Origin of the sequence: Lentibacter algarum, from assembly GCF_040580765.1 — a bacterium.
Taxonomy (GTDB): Bacteria; Pseudomonadota; Alphaproteobacteria; order Rhodobacterales; family Rhodobacteraceae; genus Lentibacter; species Lentibacter algarum.
Genome location: NZ_CP158687.1, coordinates 1,753,093 through 1,771,924, shown reverse-complemented (window position 1 = coordinate 1,771,924; position 18,832 = coordinate 1,753,093). Strand labels below are relative to the sequence as shown.

21 protein-coding genes and 3 tRNA genes are annotated in these 18,832 nt (G+C 52.4%); 11 read left to right on the top strand and 13 right to left on the bottom strand.

From position 1 onward, the window contains the following. The first annotated feature begins 133 nt into the window (after positions 1-133). Positions 134-487 carry a hydroxyisourate hydrolase gene (uraH, locus tag DSM117340_RS08620; protein ID WP_089890392.1) on the top strand — a complete coding sequence of 118 codons (354 nt, stop codon included), beginning with the start codon at positions 134-136 and terminating at the stop codon, positions 485-487. Here uraH and DSM117340_RS08615 read toward each other — a convergent pair. Beyond that, on the bottom strand, positions 484-1,389 hold the full coding sequence (locus DSM117340_RS08615) for a LysR family transcriptional regulator (RefSeq protein ID WP_089890395.1): 906 nt from the start codon (positions 1,387-1,389) through the stop codon (positions 484-486). The genes uraH and DSM117340_RS08615 overlap by 4 nt on opposite strands. 95 nt (positions 1,390-1,484) lie before the next feature. On the opposite strand from DSM117340_RS08615, the gene DSM117340_RS08610 reads away from it, so the two are divergent. Continuing rightward, positions 1,485-2,744, top strand: a complete 1,260-nt coding sequence (locus DSM117340_RS08610; protein WP_089890396.1) for a urate hydroxylase PuuD — start codon at positions 1,485-1,487, stop codon at positions 2,742-2,744. Between the two features lie 2 nt (positions 2,745-2,746). Here DSM117340_RS08610 and dddP read toward each other — a convergent pair whose 3' ends face one another. Next, positions 2,747-4,087 (bottom strand): dimethylsulfonioproprionate lyase DddP, encoded by a 1,341-nt coding sequence (dddP, locus tag DSM117340_RS08605; protein WP_089891599.1) that lies wholly within the window; start codon positions 4,085-4,087, stop codon positions 2,747-2,749. A 187-nt stretch (positions 4,088-4,274) separates the two neighbouring features. Here dddP and DSM117340_RS08600 point away from each other — a divergent pair, with 187 nt between their 5' ends. Continuing rightward, a complete protein-coding gene (locus tag DSM117340_RS08600) occupies positions 4,275-4,979 on the top strand; it encodes a DUF3445 domain-containing protein (RefSeq protein WP_271437237.1) in 705 nt (234 codons plus the stop codon). On the opposite strand, the gene DSM117340_RS08595 is transcribed toward DSM117340_RS08600, so the two are convergent. The 3 genes from DSM117340_RS08595 to DSM117340_RS08585 form a co-directional block, all read right to left on the bottom strand. After that, positions 4,954-5,748, bottom strand: a complete 795-nt coding sequence (locus DSM117340_RS08595; RefSeq protein ID WP_089890399.1) for a lytic murein transglycosylase — start codon at positions 5,746-5,748, stop codon at positions 4,954-4,956. The genes DSM117340_RS08600 and DSM117340_RS08595 overlap by 26 nt on opposite strands. Before the next feature lie 104 nt (positions 5,749-5,852). Continuing rightward, positions 5,853-7,259: a type I glutamate--ammonia ligase gene (glnA, locus tag DSM117340_RS08590; protein ID WP_089890403.1), complete on the bottom strand. Its 1,407-nt coding sequence runs from the start codon at positions 7,257-7,259 to the stop codon at positions 5,853-5,855. Positions 7,260-7,294: 35 nt separating this feature from the next. Further along, a complete protein-coding gene (locus tag DSM117340_RS08585) occupies positions 7,295-7,633 on the bottom strand; it encodes a P-II family nitrogen regulator (RefSeq protein ID WP_089890406.1) in 339 nt (112 codons plus the stop codon). Positions 7,634-7,801: 168 nt separating this feature from the next. On the opposite strand from DSM117340_RS08585, the gene DSM117340_RS08580 reads away from it, so the two are divergent. Next, positions 7,802-9,379 (top strand): NAD(P)H-hydrate dehydratase, encoded by a 1,578-nt coding sequence (locus tag DSM117340_RS08580; RefSeq protein ID WP_089890409.1) that lies wholly within the window; start codon positions 7,802-7,804, stop codon positions 9,377-9,379. Here the strand turns inward: DSM117340_RS08580 and DSM117340_RS08575 are convergent. Continuing rightward, positions 9,376-9,864, bottom strand: coding sequence for a Hint domain-containing protein (locus DSM117340_RS08575; protein WP_089890413.1), 489 nt, complete (start codon positions 9,862-9,864; stop codon positions 9,376-9,378). The two genes, DSM117340_RS08580 and DSM117340_RS08575, sit on opposite strands and share 4 nt — an antisense overlap. Before the next feature lie 138 nt (positions 9,865-10,002). Between DSM117340_RS08575 and DSM117340_RS08570 the strand changes: the two genes are divergently transcribed. After that, positions 10,003-10,086 (top strand) — tRNA-Leu (locus DSM117340_RS08570). An 81-nt stretch (positions 10,087-10,167) separates the two neighbouring features. Here DSM117340_RS08570 and rpmE read toward each other — a convergent pair. The 6 genes from rpmE to DSM117340_RS08540 form a co-directional block, all read right to left on the bottom strand. Further along, positions 10,168-10,389 (bottom strand): 50S ribosomal protein L31, encoded by a 222-nt coding sequence (gene rpmE, locus DSM117340_RS08565; protein WP_089890418.1) that lies wholly within the window; start codon positions 10,387-10,389, stop codon positions 10,168-10,170. Between the two features lie 14 nt (positions 10,390-10,403). Continuing rightward, positions 10,404-10,781, bottom strand: coding sequence for a 50S ribosomal protein L19 (gene rplS, locus DSM117340_RS08560; protein ID WP_089890420.1), 378 nt, complete (start codon positions 10,779-10,781; stop codon positions 10,404-10,406). Between the two features lie 227 nt (positions 10,782-11,008). Beyond that, positions 11,009-11,824, bottom strand: a complete 816-nt coding sequence (trmD, locus tag DSM117340_RS08555) for a tRNA (guanosine(37)-N1)-methyltransferase TrmD (RefSeq protein ID WP_089890423.1) — start codon at positions 11,822-11,824, stop codon at positions 11,009-11,011. Positions 11,825-11,833: 9 nt separating this feature from the next. Then, the gene (locus DSM117340_RS08550; RefSeq protein WP_245724412.1) at positions 11,834-12,409 is read right to left on the bottom strand and encodes a TIGR02281 family clan AA aspartic protease; all 576 of its coding nucleotides are present in this window, start codon (positions 12,407-12,409) and stop codon (positions 11,834-11,836) included. Between the two features lie 3 nt (positions 12,410-12,412). Continuing rightward, complete coding sequence (locus tag DSM117340_RS08545; protein ID WP_089890424.1) at positions 12,413-13,042, bottom strand: MarC family protein; 630 nt, start codon at positions 13,040-13,042, stop codon at positions 12,413-12,415. Then, complete coding sequence (locus tag DSM117340_RS08540) at positions 13,039-14,889, bottom strand: ABC-F family ATP-binding cassette domain-containing protein (RefSeq protein WP_089890426.1); 1,851 nt, start codon at positions 14,887-14,889, stop codon at positions 13,039-13,041. Before DSM117340_RS08540 ends, DSM117340_RS08545 begins: the two co-directional genes overlap by 4 nt. Before the next feature lie 120 nt (positions 14,890-15,009). On the opposite strand from DSM117340_RS08540, the gene DSM117340_RS08535 reads away from it, so the two are divergent. Together DSM117340_RS08535 and ndk are read left to right on the top strand one after the other, a co-directional pair. Beyond that, positions 15,010-16,197 (top strand): multidrug effflux MFS transporter, encoded by a 1,188-nt coding sequence (locus DSM117340_RS08535; RefSeq protein WP_089890429.1) that lies wholly within the window; start codon positions 15,010-15,012, stop codon positions 16,195-16,197. Between the two features lie 80 nt (positions 16,198-16,277). Continuing rightward, positions 16,278-16,700 (top strand): nucleoside-diphosphate kinase, encoded by a 423-nt coding sequence (gene ndk / locus DSM117340_RS08530; protein ID WP_089890430.1) that lies wholly within the window; start codon positions 16,278-16,280, stop codon positions 16,698-16,700. An 11-nt stretch (positions 16,701-16,711) separates the two neighbouring features. Here the strand turns inward: ndk and DSM117340_RS08525 are convergent, their stop codons facing one another. Next, positions 16,712-17,044: a TfoX/Sxy family protein gene (locus tag DSM117340_RS08525; RefSeq protein ID WP_089890433.1), complete on the bottom strand. Its 333-nt coding sequence runs from the start codon at positions 17,042-17,044 to the stop codon at positions 16,712-16,714. Positions 17,045-17,385: 341 nt separating this feature from the next. On the opposite strand from DSM117340_RS08525, the gene DSM117340_RS08520 reads away from it, so the two are divergent. The 4 genes from DSM117340_RS08520 to DSM117340_RS08505 all read left to right on the top strand — a co-directional run bounded on the left by DSM117340_RS08520 (position 17,386) and on the right by DSM117340_RS08505 (position 18,774). Beyond that, a tRNA-Asp gene (locus tag DSM117340_RS08520) sits at positions 17,386-17,462 on the top strand. Between the two features lie 34 nt (positions 17,463-17,496). Next, positions 17,497-17,573: transfer RNA gene (locus DSM117340_RS08515), tRNA-Asp, on the top strand. A gap of 25 nt (positions 17,574-17,598) precedes the next feature. Further along, a complete protein-coding gene (locus DSM117340_RS08510; protein ID WP_354689575.1) occupies positions 17,599-17,826 on the top strand; it encodes an RND transporter in 228 nt (75 codons plus the stop codon). Positions 17,827-17,889: 63 nt separating this feature from the next. Further along, positions 17,890-18,774 (top strand): glycosyltransferase family 2 protein, encoded by an 885-nt coding sequence (locus tag DSM117340_RS08505; protein ID WP_089890441.1) that lies wholly within the window; start codon positions 17,890-17,892, stop codon positions 18,772-18,774. The last annotated feature ends 58 nt before the right edge of the window (positions 18,775-18,832 follow it).

Genomic DNA, 18,832 nt, shown 5'->3' with positions numbered 1-18,832 from the left:
CTATTTTTCATCCCTTCTATACTGAAATAAAAGTTGGAACTTTATTCAAATATTTGAAAGAGCTTTTTGTCTGTTTTTGATGTATCGCGCTGCTGAACGCGACATTATGAGAAAAAGACCAATGGAGAAGCGAATGGCTGGATATTTAACCACACATGTCTTGGATACGGCTCAAGGATGTCCTGCAGCTGGCCTGAAGATTGAGCTATTCAAACTAGAAGTGTCTGGGAGAACCCATGTCCGTACGCTTGTCACAAATTCTGACGGCCGAACCGATGAGAAAATCTTGCCTGAAGCAGAGTTTGAAATAGGTGAATACGAGTTGGTATTCCACGCAGGAGCTTATCTAGATGCATCAGGCGCCCCTGTTGAGGCACCTCGGTTTTTAGATGTAATTCCACTTCGTTTCGGTATGTCAGAAGCAACGCACTATCATGTACCACTCTTGCTTTCACCTTTTGGTTATTCGACATACCGCGGTAGCTAAGTGGCGATATTGGCCGTTATGTGCTCTACCATAAAGTCAATGAAAAGGCGCGCTTTGGGGTCTTGCCGGCGTCTGTGCATGTAAAGACAAGCCAGCTGTATTGGCAGGGGCGGCTCATGCTCCAAAACGGGAACCAAACGCCCTGAAGCCAGATGCTCGGCCACTTCGAAAACTGGCTTCAAAATGATCCCATAGCCTTCCAGTGCCCAGTTGGTGAGTATTTCTCCATGGTCTGTTTCATACGGCCCTGAAACAGTGACACGCTTTGTTCCCTCAGGAGTTTGAAGAGGCCATTGGAATTCTGGCGCGCCAGGATAGCGCAGATTGAGACAATCGTGAGCATCTGTCTTGAGTTCGTCACTGCTTGTTGGCATGCCACGTTTTTCAATATAGCGCGGGGATGCGCACAAGAGCCGAGGACAATCTGCGATCTTTCGTATGCGCAGATTACTATCTTGGGGGACCCCAAGAAAAAATGCGGCATCCAGACCTTCTGCAGCAAGGTCAAGTTTTCTGTCTGAAAGTCGCAAGCGTATGTTGATGAGCGGATATGTCTCGTGAAATTTGGGCACGGCAGGTGCAATAAACGTCTGACCGACACCTAACGGGGCCGCGACATAAAGCGTACCGCGCGGCGAGCGAGTAATATCATTGATATCTGCCTCGGCTTCTTCGACCGCCTCGAGGATTTTCAGAGCGCCCTTATAAAAGGTGTTTCCTTGTTCGGTGGCGTTGAGTAGCCGCGTTGTGCGTTGAAACAGGCGCACACCTAGATGATCCTCTAGCTGAGATATGCGAGACGATGCTACTGCAGCAGAAATGCGCAGATCACGCGCAGCTGCGGACATATTTCCGAGCTCGAAAACGCGCACAAAAGTTTGTATGTTGTCTAGGTAGGCCATTATTATTTGACTTTTTTTGAAGCTCTTGGGTAGTTTTTTGCAATACACGATAATTAGCGAACACGCTAGTTTCGCTGCAAACTTAAGGAGCGATTATGCACGAATTTGCAATTATGTGGGACTGGATAGGCTTTGCTGTCCGTTGGCTGCACGTCATTACGGCAATCGCTTGGATTGGCTCGTCATTTTATTTTATCGCGCTTGATTTGGGTCTGCGAAAGACGCCTCATTTGCCCGTTGGGGCACATGGCGAAGAGTGGCAAGTCCATGGCGGCGGCTTTTATCACGTTCAAAAATACCTTGTTGCCCCAGAGAACATGCCCGACCACCTAACGTGGTTCAAATGGGAAAGCTACGCAACTTGGCTGTCTGGTGCGGCCCTTCTTATGATTGTTTATTGGGTTGGAGGTGAGCTGTATCTGATTGATGCAGCCAAAGCAGACATCAGCCTTTTGCAAGGAATTATGATTTCTGCGGCGTCGTTGACTGTCGGCTGGATCGTATATGATTTCCTCTGCAAGTCGAAGCTTGGTGAAAGTCCGACAGTGCTCATGCTTTTGCTGTTTGTACTCTTGATTGCGATGGGCTGGGGCTACAACGAGATTTTCACAGGGCGTGCAACCCTTCTGCACCTCGGTGCATTCACGGCCACGATTATGACGGCGAATGTATTTTTCATCATTATGCCAAATCAGCGTATCGTCGTGAAAGACTTGCAAGAGGGGCGTACTCCAGATGCAAAGTACGGCAAGATTGCTAAGCTGCGCTCGACTCACAACAACTATCTGACCTTACCTGTTATCTTCTTAATGCTGTCAAACCATTATCCTTTGGCGTTTGCCTCAGAATACAATTGGGTGATTGCGGCACTTGTATTTCTCATGGGGGTTAGCATTCGCCACTATTTCAACTCGATGCACGCGGGAAATAGCCGTCCTCTTTGGACATGGCTGGTGACGGGGCTATTGTTTGTCGCAATCATGTGGATTTCAACTTTGCCACTTGAGTTTGACAGTCTCGAAGACGCAGAGGCACGCCCTCTTACAACCACTGAACAAGTCTTTGCTTCTTCCGAGGGCTTTGACGAGGTTCAAGACATCGTTTTGGGTCGCTGTTCGATGTGTCATGCGCGTGAAACCTTTTATGAAGGCGTAAGGTCTGCGCCAAAAGGTGTTCATCTTGAAACAGCTTCAGATATCGTGGCGCACGCACGCGATATCTATCTACAGGCTGGTGTAACCAGAGCCATGCCCCCCGCCAATGTGACCTATATCGAGCCAGAAGAGCGCGCAGCGATCATTTCATGGTATCGAAACGCGGCAAGTCAGCTCCCTCTACGGCTTGCGGCCAATTAAAGCTAACGCCCCATTAGGGCGTCATCAAATGGATAGGTTGTAAGGTTTTCGTAGCCATCTTCTGTGATAAGAACTTGGTCTTCGAGCTTGATTGAGAAATCTCCCCCAACTTCCCCCACAGCCGCTTCAACACATAGTACCATTCCGGGCTCCAAAGCATAATCAAAGGCTCCTGGAACGGCATGATCGGGATATGCGACAAGTGGCCATTCATCACAAAGGCCGACGCCATGCATAAGGCATCCGTATTTTTGAGCCTGAAATTTATCATCGAGGCGATGTGTGTTGGCAGACAATTCTGGTATCGTGACGCCGGGTTTCAGCATTTCCATATTGGTCATGATATGTTCATGTGCATGTTGCATCGCATAAACCATATCTGCACGAGGCTTTTGGTCTCCGATCCACCACGTGCGACTGATATCAATGCAAATTCCGTAAGAGCCAATCAGGTCTGTATCAAAAGCTATGATTTCATTGTTTTGAACAAGACGTGGTCCACATTCTTGAAACCACGGGTTGGTACGAGGCCCTGACGCGAGGAGGCGCGTTTCGATCCATTCGCCACCTCGGCGGATGTTCTCAGCGTGGAGCACTGCCCAGATATCATCCTCAGATGTGGTGCCAAAGGGCACATTGAGACGGGCAAAATCTTCCATGCTCTTTACGGCTGTTTCACAAGCATGATTGGCACAACGCATGGCGCGGATTTCGTCGGGCCCTTTGATGGCGCGGGTCTTTTCAGTCACTTCCTCCCCCTCCATAATCTCAAAGCCCTGCGCTTCTAAAGCGCGGTAGCCATGGAGCATGGCCTTATCGACTGCTAACCGTTTGTTGCCTGAAGCGTGCTCAGCAAGAATAAGACGCACCTCATTCGCAAAAACATCAGCCGCAACATCAACCTTGTCGCCGCGGTCAAAATAGAACAGATCTGCGCCAGAGCGTTGCTCACGGACCAAAGGATTGAACTCGCTCAGAAAGGGGGAGTTTTTATAGTCCCAAATCACCATGTACCCGTCAGCGCACAGCAAGACGGCGCGAAACGGATTATGGGTATTCCAAAGCTGCATGTTGGTGCTATCTGTTGCGTAGCGGATGTTCAGCGGGTCAAATAGCAGAATTCCAGCATACCCCCTTTGAACGATTGCCTGTGTGAGGCGCTCCCAGCGATACTTTCGCATAGCTTCAAGATTGGGCGGGATTAGCCCTGCGGCCTCCCATTCAGCGAAAGCCAACTGCGTCGGACCAATCTCGACACGGTTCTTATCATTGGGAGATCCATCGGCCAAAAATGCGCCTCTGCTCGGATCTATTTTTCGGATGTCTCGGTAGTGCTCATTCATGTCAGACGCCTCCCTATGAATGAGTTTGGGAACATGCTGAAAGCTCTGCGAGCTTGTTTGCGGCTTTCCCCTGTCGTTTTCAGTCGTGAAAACGTGTGCGCCTACTTGAAAATTCATGTCAGAAGCTTTCAATGCGGCTATGATATTAAACAAAGTTATCCCCTACGATCCACTGAGGCCTAAAGCGATGCCTGGTATTTCGCCGCTTGATCAAGGCGACTGGCTGCGTGTGGATGAAACCTATGCAGCGCAGCTCGCCGAAAAGGCGCGGATCGTGGAGAAAGACAGAGACTTGGTATTGGCCATGTCAGAAGACGCGCGCTTAGCGGCTGAAGAGCTTTTGGAGACTGTCGTTACTGCATTGATAGCTAAAGAGGGTTTTTCACTGCAGGGTAATGCTCTCCTTTGCCCTGACGAACGCCTCGTAGAGCTTGATCGGTCCGACCCGATGCTTACTCTGTCTCAGCTTACACAAGAAGATTTTTGTATCTTGCAAAAACAGGGTCTTGAGCATGTTCTGACTGGGGCGTCGCTCTGCTTTCCTGCAAGTTGGTTGCTCGCGGAAAAGTTCATGCGACCCTTGATCAATATTCATGAACCAGTGGCATCCTATGATGAAAACATTGCCCGACGTGTTCAGCGTTTGTTTGACGGTGTTCGTGTTGAGCAGCCCCTTTGGCGCTTTAACGCGCTTTGGTATGCCGATCCTGCGCTGCATCAGCCTCGTTCGGCTCACGAACGGCGGGATGAGAGATTTGCAGAGACTGCTAAGTTTATGCGTTCAGAACTCCAAACCATACGACGCTTGCCCTTAACAGGGGCCGTAATCTTTGGCATTCATACCTATGTATTGGCTGAATGCACACTTAACCGTCAATCCGCTTGCCCATGATGGCGAGGGATTGCTGGTATACTGTGGCCGCATTCCATTGTTTGAGGACTGGATAGTTCGGCTCGCCTTCCTGATAGCCTTTGCCTGATTGCCAGCCTTTTTGCTGCAGAAAATTCGCTGTCGACGCCAGTGCATCTGCTTGATTGTAAAAATCGACGCGGCCATCTCCATTTCCATCGACCCCATAGTTCATAGCATTACCGGGGAGAAATTGAGTGTGGCCAAGCTCACCGTGTTTGGCGCCCTTTGTCTCTGGGCTAATTGAGCCTTGATCAACAAGCTTTAGAGCGCCAATGGCATGAGGCTCAAAAAATTCAGAGCGGCGACAATCAAAAGTCAGTGTGACAATCGCAGACACAACTTTAGTGTCTCCCATAAATCCGCCAAAGGCGGTTTCCATGCCGTGGATAGCAATAATGACACCCGCTGGAACGCCATAGCGACGCTCTAAATTTGTATAGAAGTTTGAATTTTGGGCCTTTCGTTTGCGCCCTTGTGCAATGATTGTGTCGGCCCCACGAACCTGCATGAACTTCGATAGACTATATTTGAAGCTTTTCTGATTGCGATCCGCTGAGATTGTCGCGCTAGAATAGGTGGTTGCCGCGAGAGCTTGAAGTCCGCGTTGTTTTACCCCCGCTTTTTGAGCTGTCTTGGCAAAATCTGCTTTCCAGGTATTGAAGCCCGAAGATGTATTGCCACAGGGAGCTGCCGCTGCAGCAGAGGACAAGCCAAAAGCCAAGGTGACGGATAAAGAAAGCATACGCATGAACAATACTCCAAAAGCTTGAGGTAAGCATATCTGGAAGCCGTGGATGCGCCAACAAAAAAGGCCTGCCCTTTCGGGCAGGCCTGCAGTGCCAAGTCTTGATCTCAGCAGCTGTAATACATGCCAAACTCTACAGGGTGTGGCGTGTGCTCATAGTGCAAGACTTCTTCCATTTTGAGTTCCAAATAGCCCTCAATCTGGTCTTTTGTGAACACGTCGCCCGCGAGCAGGAACGCATGATCCGCTTCAAGGCACTCCAGAGCTTCACGAAGTGAGCCGCAAACCGTTGGGATACCTGCGAGCTCTTCTGCTGGAAGATCATACAGGTTCTTGTCCATAGCTTCGCCCGGATCGATCTTGTTCTTAATCCCGTCTAGGCCAGCCATAAGAAGGGCAGCAAAGCAAAGATATGGGTTTGCAGAAGGATCTGGGAAGCGAGCTTCAACGCGCTTGGCCTTTGGTGACTCTGTCCATGGGATGCGAACGCAACCTGAACGGTTGCGCGCTGAATATGCGCGCAGAACAGGGGCCTCAAAACCAGGGATCAATCGCTTGTAGCTGTTGGTCGATGGGTTGGTGAAGGCATTGAGCGTCTTCGCGTGCTTCAGAATACCACCGATGAAATAAAGTGCTTCTTGGCTAAGATCGGCATACTTGTCGCCTGCAAAAAGTGGCTTTCCATCTTTCCAGATCGACATGTTTACATGCATGCCTGTGCCGTTGTCACCATAAATAGGTTTCGGCATGAACGTAGCTGACTTGCCATAGGCGTGAGCAACGTTGTGGATTACGTATTTGTACTTCTGGATCTCGTCCGCTTGCTTGGTCACCGTGCCAAAAATGAGGCCAAGCTCATGCTGGCATGAGGCAACTTCGTGGTGATGCTTATCAACCTTCATACCGAGGCTTTTCATTGTGGAAAGCATCTCTGAGCGAAGGTCTTGAGCGTCGTCGATTGGGTTTACAGGGAAGTAACCGCCCTTGAGCCCAGGGCGGTGGCCCGAGTTACCCATTTCATACTCTGTATCTGTGTTCCATGATGCATCTACTGCATCTACTTCGTAAGATACTTTATTGATTTTGTTCTCAAAACGAACGTCGTCAAAAATGAAGAATTCAGCCTCTGGACCCATGTAAGCAACATCGCCAATGCCTGACTCTTTAAGATAAGCTTCAGCTTTTTGGGCTGTACCGCGTGGGTCACGCTCGTAGGCTTCGCCTGTGTCAGGCTCTACGATTGAGCAGTGAACGCAAAGCGTTTTTTCCGCGTAGAACGGATCAATATATGCGCTGTCCGTGTCAACGATCAGCTTCATGTCCGAGTTTTCAATGGACTTCCAGCCAGCGATTGACGAGCCGTCAAACATGAAGCCTTCCTCGAGGAAGTCTTCATCAACCAAATCAACATCGACGGTTACGTGCTGGAGCTTGCCACGAATGTCGGTGAATCTAATATCGACATAAGCGATATTTTCGTCCTTTAGCGTCTTGAGAACGTCTTGTGTGCTCATTCTCTTGGTCCTTTTCGTTACTGTAAGAAAGTAGATTAAAGCGCGTCAGGGCCGGTTTCACCGGTTCTGATACGAATGGCTTGCTCAACAGGAGATACAAATATTTTACCATCACCGATTTTGTCGGTCTTGGCTGCGTCAACGATGGCTTCTACGGCTTGGTCAACCAAGTCATCATCGACCACGATCTCGAGTTTTACTTTTGGAAGGAAGTCGACGACGTATTCAGCACCACGATAAAGTTCCGTATGGCCTTTTTGGCGCCCGAACCCTTTAACTTCGATAACTGAAAGCCCCTGAACCCCAACATCTTGCAATGCTTCTTTCACTTCATCAAGCTTGAACGGCTTGATAATGGCTTCGATCTTTTTCATCGCTTCCGCCCCTTTGAAATTACTTAAGCGCTTCAGATCACTTTTCAGAGTGAGCCTCAAACGAATAGGGTCTTTAGATAACGCGACTCACCGTGTGAAATATTATGTGATTAAAAATTAGGCGGCATGCTTATTTTTAGATCAAAAGTGAATCAGGGGGCCTGTGCCATGAGTGAACTCCTAACTGCAGCCCAAATGAGAACCGCCGAAAACACAGCGACAGACGCTGGGCAAGTGACGGGTCTTGAGTTGATGGAGCGCGCAGGGCGCGGTGTCGTCGAAGCGGTATTTGAAGAATGGCCGACGCTTGCGGCAAGCAGGCATAAAGCAGTGGTTTTATGTGGCCCTGGTAACAACGGTGGCGACGGGTTTGTTGTGGCGCGATTGCTCAAGGAATGGGGGTGGGAGGTTGAGGTGTTTCTTTACGGCGACGCCGCCAAGCTGTCGCCCGATGCTCGCGTAAATTATGAGCGTTGGCTGTGCTTAGGGACAATCACGTCAAATGAGAGCCTTGAAGGCGGCTATCTATCCGCCAATTTTGATCTGGTGATTGATGCCGTTTTCGGAACAGGCCTGTCTCGTCCTCTTACGGAAGATGCTTGGCTGTTCTGTAAGGAGATGTACAAAGCCGGAATTGACGTTGCGATAGATGTTCCGAGCGGTTTTTGTTCGGATAGTGGCCGCTTTCTTGGCGAAAGTCGGAGTGATTTTGAAGGGCCGCTCAGTGTTGCTCTGACCGTCACATTCGAGAGGCTCCGGCAAGGTCATGCTTTGTTGCCTCTCGCTGGAGTGTTGCGCGCCTGCGCGGTCAAAAGCATCGGTATCGATCAGTATTTGCCCGATTTCCGGAGAGAGACATCAGTTTCATATTTGAGCGGTCAGGCTCGTATCGGGGCAAGTCGAAAGGCTGTTTTGAATTCGACTGCTCAAAGCTCAAGCCACAAGTATTCGCACGGCCATACACTTGTACTCTCAGGAGGCGCTGGTCGAACGGGGGCAGCTCGGCTTTCCGGCCGTGCTGCGCTTCGGATCGGAGCAGGGTTGGTGACCTTGGGCGTGCCTGGCTCTGCGCAAATGGAAGTGGCGAGCCAGGTCACGGGGATCATGCTTAAAAGGGTAGATTCCAAGGAGGATTTGTCTGGGATTCTGGAGGATGAACGGATTAATGTACTTTGCCTTGGTCCAGGGCTTGGGATTGAGCGGGCAGGGGGGCTAGTGCCCGTAGCGGTTGCGGCGGGGCGGGCATGTGTGTTGGATGCGGACGCTTTGAGTGCCTATGAAGGTAGGCCCGAAGCTCTTTTCGATTTGGTGACAGAGACATGCATCCTCACGCCCCATGGTGGTGAGTTCGCTCGCTTGTTTCCTGATTTGGCTGCAAAGCTGAATGCGCCCTCCCTAGATGGGCCTGCATACTCCAAGGTTGATGCCACGCGCGAAGCGGCCGCGCGTGCGGGCTGCGTAGTGTTGTATAAGGGCGCCGATACCGTGATCGCATCACCAGACGGGCGATGTAGTGTTAACTCGGCGCTCGGTGAGCGTGCTGCACCTTGGCTTGCAACGGCTGGCTCTGGAGATGTGCTCGCAGGCTTTATTGCTGGTCTCCTCGCGCGTGGTTTTAGCCCGATGAGCGCTGCTGAGACGGGTGCTTGGCTCCATGTGGAATGCGCCCTTAGCTTTGGCCCGGGGCTGATTGCTGAGGATCTGGCGGAGGAATTGCCCAAAGTCTTTAAGCGCCTCTGCTCCTAGGCCGCCAATTCAATGCTTGTTTGATTTTGTTCGCAAGCAAGCTCCAGCCCATCGACATACACGATATGAGAAGCATCAAAAACAAGTTGGAAAATCGTGATTCTTTGGTGGCCGACCAAGCGGATAAATTCGCCGTCTACGAGGCTTTCTGCCAGCACAAGCGCTTGCTTTTGTTGTGTAAGTGCTTTGGCACGCCAGTCCCGAACAAGGACTTTTTGTGATGCGAGTAGGTACGTGTCGTCTTCTGGTTTATCATGCCCCAGTGAACCGCCCATGATCCAGACCATTGGACATTCAACCTCAATCACGTTCACATCACGCAAGACGACCATGCCCGCATCCCTCGTAATGATGCGGTCCCCAACGTTGAGAAATTCGACGGGCAATTCGCCGTCTAAAGTTAGGATATTACTGCCTAATACAAAGCCTGCCGGCTCAGATACAGGCTGAGTCTGCGCAGAGTCTTCTGCTGAAAAGGGCTTCATTTTGCACCCGTATGTTTTTTACTGCCTCAATTTTTACTCAAGATAAGGCAACAAACGGTAAATGTCGCGCTTTTTTCGTACGATGGAGGCAATTTGTGCTCGCAAAGTGTGACGGCCTTGGCTATATCCCGCTCTGTTGCGGGTGTGGCGGAATTGGTAGACGCACCAGATTTAGGTTCTGGCGCCTATGGCGTGGGGGTTCGAGTCCCTTCACCCGCACCACATTTTCTTAAAAATTTGCGTTACAAAGCAAAACGCCGCCCCGAGAGGAGCGGCGTTTGTCTTTTCCGGAACCTAAGCTTCTTAGAAGCCAAGGCCTTCGTATTTCTTTTTGAACTTCGATACGCGTCCGCCAGCGTCGAGAAGGCGCGAGTTGCCGCCCGTCCATGCTGGGTGAACTGTCGGGTCGATATCAAGTGAAAGCGTATCGCCTTCTTTGCCCCATGTGGAGCGCATCTTGAGCATCGTACCGTCTGTCATTTTGACTTCGACGAAATGGTAATCGGGGTGGATATCTTTTTTCATGGTCTCTCTCCCGCTTACGCTTCAGCGCGTGGCTTGTAGTTGGTATCTTCAACGATACGGGCAGATTTGCCGCGACGTGCACGAAGATAGTAAAGCTTGGCGCGACGAACGCGACCGCGACGCACAACTGTGATCTCGTCGATGTTTGTGGAGTGCAGTGGGAAAACCCGCTCAACACCTTCGCCAAAGCTGATTTTGCGCACAGTGAAGGAGCCGTCGATGCCTTTGCCGTTCTTACGGCTGATGCATACGCCTTCGTAATTCTGAACACGGGTGCGAACACCTTCAGTCACTTTGAAGCCGACGCGAATTGTGTCGCCCGCTTTGAAGTCGGGGATCTTTTTCCCGAGCGCAGCAATTTGCTCCGCTTCGATTTCTCTCAGAAGGTCCATTGACCATCTCCTAATTATGCTCGCGGTTTTCCCACGAAGTTTTCTCGCGTCCTGTCGCTCCGTGTCTTCTGTCGGGTCCGCAGTTTGCGCCCGCCGGAGTCAGTCCGACATTGCTTGTCATCATGTTTGTGCCGAGGATTGCGCCGAAGAAAGCGCACAGCACTAGCCGCCCAGAGTCACAAAAGTGATTCCGAACTTGGGCGTTCTAGGCTCGAAAGGGCTTTAGATCAAGGCTTATCGGATGGGTTTTTGCCCAAAAAGGTCTGCCACATATCAGGGCGGCGAAGTTTGGTCAGGGCTTCCGACATCTTTTTGCGCCACTTGGCAATTTCGCCATGATGACCAGACATCAATACATCAGGAATTGCACGGCCTTGCCACTCTGCGGGTTTGGTATATTGCGGATGCTCAAGGAGGCCATTCGAGTGGCTTTCTTCCTCGGCGCTTTCCGCGTTGCCAAGTACGCCGGGGATAAGTCTGACTGAAGCATCCAAAAGCGCCTGCGCCGCAATTTCACCGCCTGTCAGAACATAGTCTCCCATCGAGACTTCTACGACGCCGTAGTGTTCCAAAACCCTCTCATCAACGCCTTCAAAGCGCCCGCAAAGCAGCGTTACCCCTTGGCCCGCCGCAAGGCTTTTAGCCATCGCTTGGGTAAAGGGTTTGCCGCGTGGGCTAAGATAAATAAGAGGAAGCGGAGCCTGCGCGCGCTGTTTTGCCATTTCGATGGCGGCGCTAACGACATCGGCGCGCAAGACCATGCCAGCCCCGCCGCCTGCGGGTGTATCATCGACATTGCGATGCTTGCCGATCCCGAACGGTCGCAAGTCAATTGCATCTAGCTGCCAGAGCCCATCTTTAAGAGCTTTACCTGTCAGGCTTTGGCCGAGAACTCCCGGAAAGGCATCAGGAAACAGCGTGATAACTTGCGCGGTCCAAGCATTGGCTAACTGCTCGTCCTCCATAAGGGCACGGGGCTTGAGAGAAGGGCGCAGGGTCTTGCGACCGTGTGACTTGCTGGTAGATTTTTCGATGTCTGTCATGCCGCAGCCTTAGCGCTCAAGGCGCAGCATGTCACGAGTGATAATGATCTTCTCATAGCGTCTTAGATAGCTCATGCCGAGAAGAGAGCCTGTCAGCTCCCCTTCGTTCACGTAGGCACGTACGTTCAGGTCTTTGATTCCGTTGACGTCAAATTCATCAAGTTTCACAGGTGCGATACGGACAACGCCATTGGCCGTGTTGGCAGAATGGATGTAGGCCAATTGATCGGAGGCTAGCCCGACTCGTGTTGCGTCATTCTGGCTGAGCACAATCCCCGTAGCTCCTGTGTCGACAACAAAACGGATCTGCGCACCATTGATTTTTGCGGTGAGATAGTAATGCCCGTCGGCTTCACGTGGCAGCTCTATCACGCCTTGTGATGTGTTAACCGTTTGGGTCGTCCGAAATGGTTCAACGAGGTTTTCACCGAAGCTGTAGATACCAAGAGCTATCGCAAGCACCATGACCCAGCGCAGCATTTCTTGGCCCAGAGGGGACAGGCGTCGGCGGCTTGGCCAAAGGCGCCAGACCAGCAGAGCCGCAAGAACCAGCGCCAGAACGAGGAGGCCAGTCCCAATCTCCACCGCTCAGCCGCCTGCAAAGCCAAATGCGCGCAAACCGTCCAGAACAAACTGCACAGCGAGCGCGGCCAACAGCATGCCTAAAAGCCGTGTGGCTACATTGATGCCTGTTTTGCCCAAGGCGCGTTCCAGCAGTGCTGAGGCCTGTAAAGACAAGAAAACCACGAATAGTACGACCGCAACAATCCCGATGACTGCAAAAGTCCCTGCTATTCCAGGTGCTTGCCCTGACAAAAGGATCACCGATGCAATCGCGCCAGGTCCAGCCAACAGAGGCACTGCCAGAGGGAAAACCGACGGGTCATGGCTCGGATCAGGCTCGTCACCCGCCTGATCTTCACGCCGCTTGGTGCGGCGTTCAAACAACATTTCAAGCGCTGTCAAGAATAAGAGGATGCCGCCTGCCACGCGAAAGGCAGGCATGGATATCCCGATGAAATGCATCAAGGCTTCGCCAAAAAAGGAAAAGGCGGCAAGAATAAAAAAGGAAACAAGGCAGGCCCGCAATGCGATCCGGCGGCGTTCAACTGTGGGAATACCTTGCGTGATCGTCGCAAAAATCGGCGTCAGGGCGATCGGGTCGATAATCACGAAGAGCGTTGCAAAGGCTGTTATGACAAAGGCTGATGTAATCATGCCTCAGCTGCCTCTAGCTTGGCGATAGCGCCTTCCCAAAGCGCTTCGGCGCGTTTGAGGGCAACTTTAAGTTCACCATCTTTGCGCTGAAGCTCTGGCACAGCATGCTTGCGCTCGCTGTAGAGCGTGGGATCGGCCAGCATCTCGTCCATCCGCGCGCGCATGCGTTCGAGCTTTTCAACGCGTTCTTCGCATTTGCGCACTTCAGCGCGCAGCTCGAGCACGGACAACCGTGGCGCACGCTTTGGCTTTGGAGCTTTTTGCGTTTCTGTCTTTTTGTCTGATTTTTTCTCAGGAGCCCCCAGCAAAAGCGCACGATAGCTCTCTAGATCGCCCTCATAGGGCTTCACTGCACCGTCTTTTACGAGCCAGAGGCGATCAGCCACGAGGCTGAGCAGGTGCATGTCGTGGCTGACAAGAATAACCGCGCCAGTATAGGCCGTGAGTGCCTCAACCAAGGCTTCGCGGCTTTCGATATCAAGGTGGTTTGTCGGTTCATCGAGGATGAGAAGATGTGGCGCGTCAATTGTCGCCAGCATCAAGGAGAGCCGTGCTTTTTGTCCGCCTGAGAGTTTGCCCACAAGCGTTTCGGCCTGCTCGGCACCAATACCGAAGCCGCCGAGGCGAGCGCGCAGGCGCGCAGGCGTTTCGGTTGGGCGCAGGCGGCGGATGTGATCAATTGGAGTTTCGTCAATGAAGAGCTCATCGACCTGATGCTGGGCGAAGAAGCCAACGCGCAGCTTTGATGAGGTGACCATTTGCCCCTTCATGAGCTCAAGTCGGCCAGACAAGAGCTTTGAGAGCGTTGATTTGCCTTCGCCGTTGCGCCCCAGCAGTGCGATGCGGTCGTCCTGGTCAATCCTTAGGTCGAGATTTGAGAGGATTGCCTTACCATCATAGCCCACGGCGCCGCCTTCTACCCGGATGATTGGCGGAGAGAGCTCTTCAGGCGAGGGGAAGGTGAAGCGCTTAAGCGCGGCTTCCTGAGGTGTTGTAATCGGTTTGAGCTTGGCAATGGCCTTGATACGCGATTGCGCCTGAACGGCTTTAGAGGCTTTCGCGCGGAAGCGGTCAACAAAGCTTTGGAGGTGGGCTTTGCGAGCTTCGATCTTGCGGTTTTCGGAGGCGGCCACAGCGATCCTTGCTGCGCGCGTCTCTGCAAATGTGTCGTAGTTGCCTTGATAGAGCGTGAGCTTCTTGTCTTCCAAGTGCAGAATTGCGCCAACGGCTCGATTGAGCAGGCCGCGATCGTGGCTGACAATTAGAACGGTATGAGGATATTTCGCCAAGTAGCTCTCAAGCCAAAGCGCGCCCTCAAGGTCAAGGTAGTTGGTCGGTTCATCCAGTAACAGCAGGTCAGGCTCGGAAAACAACACCGCAGCCAGCGCTACGCGCATCCGCCAGCCACCAGAGAAAGCTGAGCAAGGCTCGTGCATTTCATCGGCCGTAAAGCCAAGGCCTCGCAGAATCGTTGAGGCGCGGGCTTCGGCGCTCCATGCATCGATGTCAGCAAGGCGCGTCTGCACCTCGGCGATCCGCGCGGGGTCGGTGCTTGTATCGGCCAGCAGTGTTGCGCGCTCAACGTCCGCTGCAAGGACTGTGTTCAGCAAAGACACTTCATTGCCCGGCACTTCTTGGGCCACGCCGCCAATGCGGGCGCGTGAGGGCAGACTAAAAGAACCAGTATCCAGCGGCAACTCGCCTCGGATTACGCGAAAGAGCGTTGTCTTGCCTGTGCCGTTGCGCCCCACAAGGCCAACTTTGTGACCTGTTGGGATAGAGACCGAAGCATCCTCGATGAGGTTTCGGCCTGCGACTGAATAAGATATGTTTTCTAGCTTGAGCATTTTTGCGGCTTAGCAGAGCCGTGCGCACCTTGCCAGTGCTGAAACGTCATCACCACAAGGCTTGTGGGAAGATCAAAAGGGGCGTAACGCTTGTGCATTAGAACACAGGTTAACAAAATAATGATTTCCGAAACGGGCCTGCGCCAACCCAAGCTAATTACTCTTATTCTCCTCACGGCGATTTCGGTCTTGTCGCTCAATATGTTTTTGCCGGCGCTCGCTCAGATGGCGAGCAGTTTTGAGGTGAGCTACGCTGTCATCTCCGTGGCCGTTGGAGGATATATGGTCGTATCTTCAGCGCTTCAGCTGATCATTGGTCCTTTGTCAGATATGTATGGCCGTAGGCCTGTTATCCTTGCGGGAATGGCGATTTTTACTGTGGCGTCTGTGGGGTGTTATTTTGCAAGCAATGTCTGGCTGTTTCTCGCGCTTCGAATGCTACAAGGTGCTGTCATTTCGGGCATGGTCCTAAGCCGCGCAGTTGTGCGCGATATAGCGCCGCCGCAAGAAGCCGCTCGGCTCTTGGGTATGATCGGAACCGCAATGGCGCTTGCGCCGTTGATGGGGCCTGTGTTGGGCGGCTTTCTCGGAGAAACATTTGGCTGGCGGGCAAATTTCATCGCCTATGCGATCATGGGTGCGCTCATGTTTGCTCTTTCATGGCACGATCTCGCCGAGACGAATCTCACTCCGTCCGACAGTTTCACTGCTCAGTTCCGTTCCTATCCAGAGCTTTTCAAAAGCAAGGTTTTCTGGGCCTATTGCTTGTGTCTGATTGGCTCAGTCGGTGGCTTCTACGCTTTTCTTGGTGGGGCGGCTCTTGTTGGGGAGGGCCTCTTTGGTCTGACGCCGTCACAGCTTGGCATTGGCATTGGCTCAATATCTGCAGGCTTCATGCTCGGAAATTTCCTGACGGGGCGGTTGTCGGGCCGTATTCCCATGCTTCGACTCATGCTGTGGGGACGGCTTTCGGCGACGTTTGGCCCGCTGGTTATCATTTGTATTATGGCCCTTGGTGCGATGAATTTCTGGGTGATGTTTGCTGGAGCAATTTTTGTTGGTCTTGGCAACGGGCTGACTTTACCGGCTGCCAACGCAGGGGTGATGTCGGTCAATCCTCGGTTGGCTGGCAGTGCCTCGGGCCTGTCAGGTGCCATTACTATTCTTGGAGGGGCAGGGGCAACGGCGCTGACCGGCGCGCTCGCGGGAGGTCCGCTTGGGGCCTATGTATTGCTTGGGCTTATGGCGGCGAGCTCTGGGCTTGGGCTTCTGGCTGTGCTTTGGATTGCTCAGCTTGAGCGCGTTTAACATTCGCTTTTCAAAGCGGATGCCCCGTGATAGCAGGGCGCCAAATTAACACGTAGCACAGCAATAGGAGCCTTAAACACATGGCCATTCAACGCACATTCTCAATCATCAAGCCAGACGCAACCAAGCGCAACCTCACAGGTCAGATTGCAGCAAAGTTCGAGGCCGCTGGCCTGCGCATCGTTGCTTCAAAGCGTATCCAATTGACGCTTGCACAAGCGCAGCAGTTTTACGGTGTTCACTCAGAGCGTCCGTTCTTTGGGGAGCTTTGCGAATTTATGATTTCTGAGCCAATCGTTGTTCAGGTTCTCGAAGGTGAAGACGCTATTGCGAAGAACCGTGAAGTTATGGGCGCAACAAACCCTGCGGACGCGGCCGAGGGCACGATCCGTAAAGAGTTTGCTCTTTCAATCGGTGAGAACTCAGTTCACGGCTCAGACGCGCCAGAAACAGCAGCAGAAGAAATCGCGTTCTTCTTCTCGGGTCTTGAACTCGTAGGCTAAATCGCCAGACGTCAGGCCTTTGGCTTGATCACACCAATTGCATCAAGGGCCGCCTCAAGCTGAGTGCGGCCCTTGTCATGTTTCGTGGCTTTCAAAGCATCAAAACGCACGCGAAGGTCTTGTTTTTCTTTGCCTTTGCAGTCGTTCCATGGCCGCCCTTGCAGCGCCATGTGCAGCACATAATAAACGATGAAATGCGGCCGGGCGCCCGCTTCCAAGAGTCGCGAATAGGCGGCATCAGCGCCAATGTCCTGAAGGTCTTCGGCAGAGGAGATGCCAACTTCAGTCAACGATAGCTCCATGGCGGGACCGATATTGCGCAAGCTTGAAACAGGGGTTCTCATCACTTCAAGCTAGCTCATGATCATGACCAAGTCACCTCAAAGAGACGCGTAATCCGTTATCACGGGGCGGTTGGGAATGGGGGGTGTGCGCGTTTGTTTGGGGACTGGGAGTGGTTTTTGCGGTTTGGGCATAAAAACCTCCTTTTCGCGTGATTTGAAAATAAATTTCAAAAAAATTTATGGTCAAGAGCGGGCCAAAATAAGGCGAAATTGTGAAACGCCACGGGCCGTGACCTGTGAGGCACAATTTTTGCGCAAAGAGGGGGTTTGAGCGCTTGACGCGGGGAGGGGGTGCGCATATGACCTCCCTCACGCTTTGGAGCATCCGAAGTGTGCAGTGAGCGGTTGTAGCTCAGTTGGTTAGAGTACCGGCCTGTCACGCCGGGGGTCGCGGGTTCGAGCCCCGTCAACCGCGCCACACTGCACTATTTAGGATGCCCCGTTGCTGATGCGCGGTTGTAGCTCAGTTGGTTAGAGTACCGGCCTGTCACGCCGGGGGTCGCGGGTTCGAGCCCCGTCAACCGCGCCACTTTCTTCCTTGTAAGGGTAAAAAAATGCGAGACGCTTTGAAACATATTTCATGGCCAATCGCACTTCTTCTGGCCCTCACATTGGGTCTAGCCCCGTTCTTTCCCGAGCCCCACATCTGGGAGAAGCTGAAGCTTCTGTTTGCGGGAGAGCTTAGCGCGCCTATCGATATATTAGACCTTGTGATGCATGGCGCGCCTTGGCTGCTGGTTGGGGCGAAGCTTGCAGAATATGTCTCGCGCCCAACAAATTGATTCTCATTTTGCGCCGTAGCGGCTAATCTGTGTCAAACGCCCGAAAACAGAGCGAGCAGAGTGATGAGTGAGCGGAACGAGTATAAGATTGCAGCTGTGACTATGCTGCGGGACGACCTTTTTTATCTGAAGATATGGTTGGCTTATTACGGCGAGATGCTGGGGCGCGAAAACTGCTATATCGTCAACCATGGTCACACCCCTGAGGTCGCCGAAATGGCCAAGGGGTGCAATATCATTGGCATTCCAGGGCATCACCACAAGAACTTCGATATGAAGCGCTGGCGCCTCCTCAATAACATTGTGCAGGGGCTGAACGCCTACCATGACCATGTGATCGTGGGGGATGTGGATGAGCTTGTGGTGCTTGATCCTGAGGTTGGGCGACTGCCTGACTGGCTTATGAAGCAAAAGCAGCGGCAGGTCATAACACCGCTTGGGCTTGAGGTTATCCACAGGATTGATCTTGAGGAAAAACCGATTGAAAACAAAGTTCTTGGCCCACGCTCTCACGTAAGGCTTGCACCGCATTACTCCAAGCCCTGTATTCTCTCTGCAGGGGTCAAGATCGCGCGGGGCGGACACTTTACCCAATATGAGAAGATCAACTCACCAGAGGGGCTGTATCTCGTTCACCTCAAGTATTGCGACTTTGCCGAATACGCTCGCGCGATGGACCGTCGCAACGCGATCACTGAAGAGATAGGCGCGACCAAGAAAGAGACCGCGATTGGCGGGCATTGGTTTGCGGATGCGCGCGGGGAGGACCGCGAGACATTTGAACGGCTCGGGGCATATGCGATGCAGGAGGGGTTTGACATGCGTCGCTATCGTAAGGCGATGGTCGACAGCTTTGAGCCGCGAGGCGATACGGGTTTTTATCATTTTGAGCGGCCTGATTATGAGCTCCAGTTTGAGCTTCCAGAGCGCTTCTTCGGTCTGTTCTGAGGCCGTGTTAACTTTTGGCCAAGCCCGCTGATTCTAGGGGGGTGATATGCGTGCACAA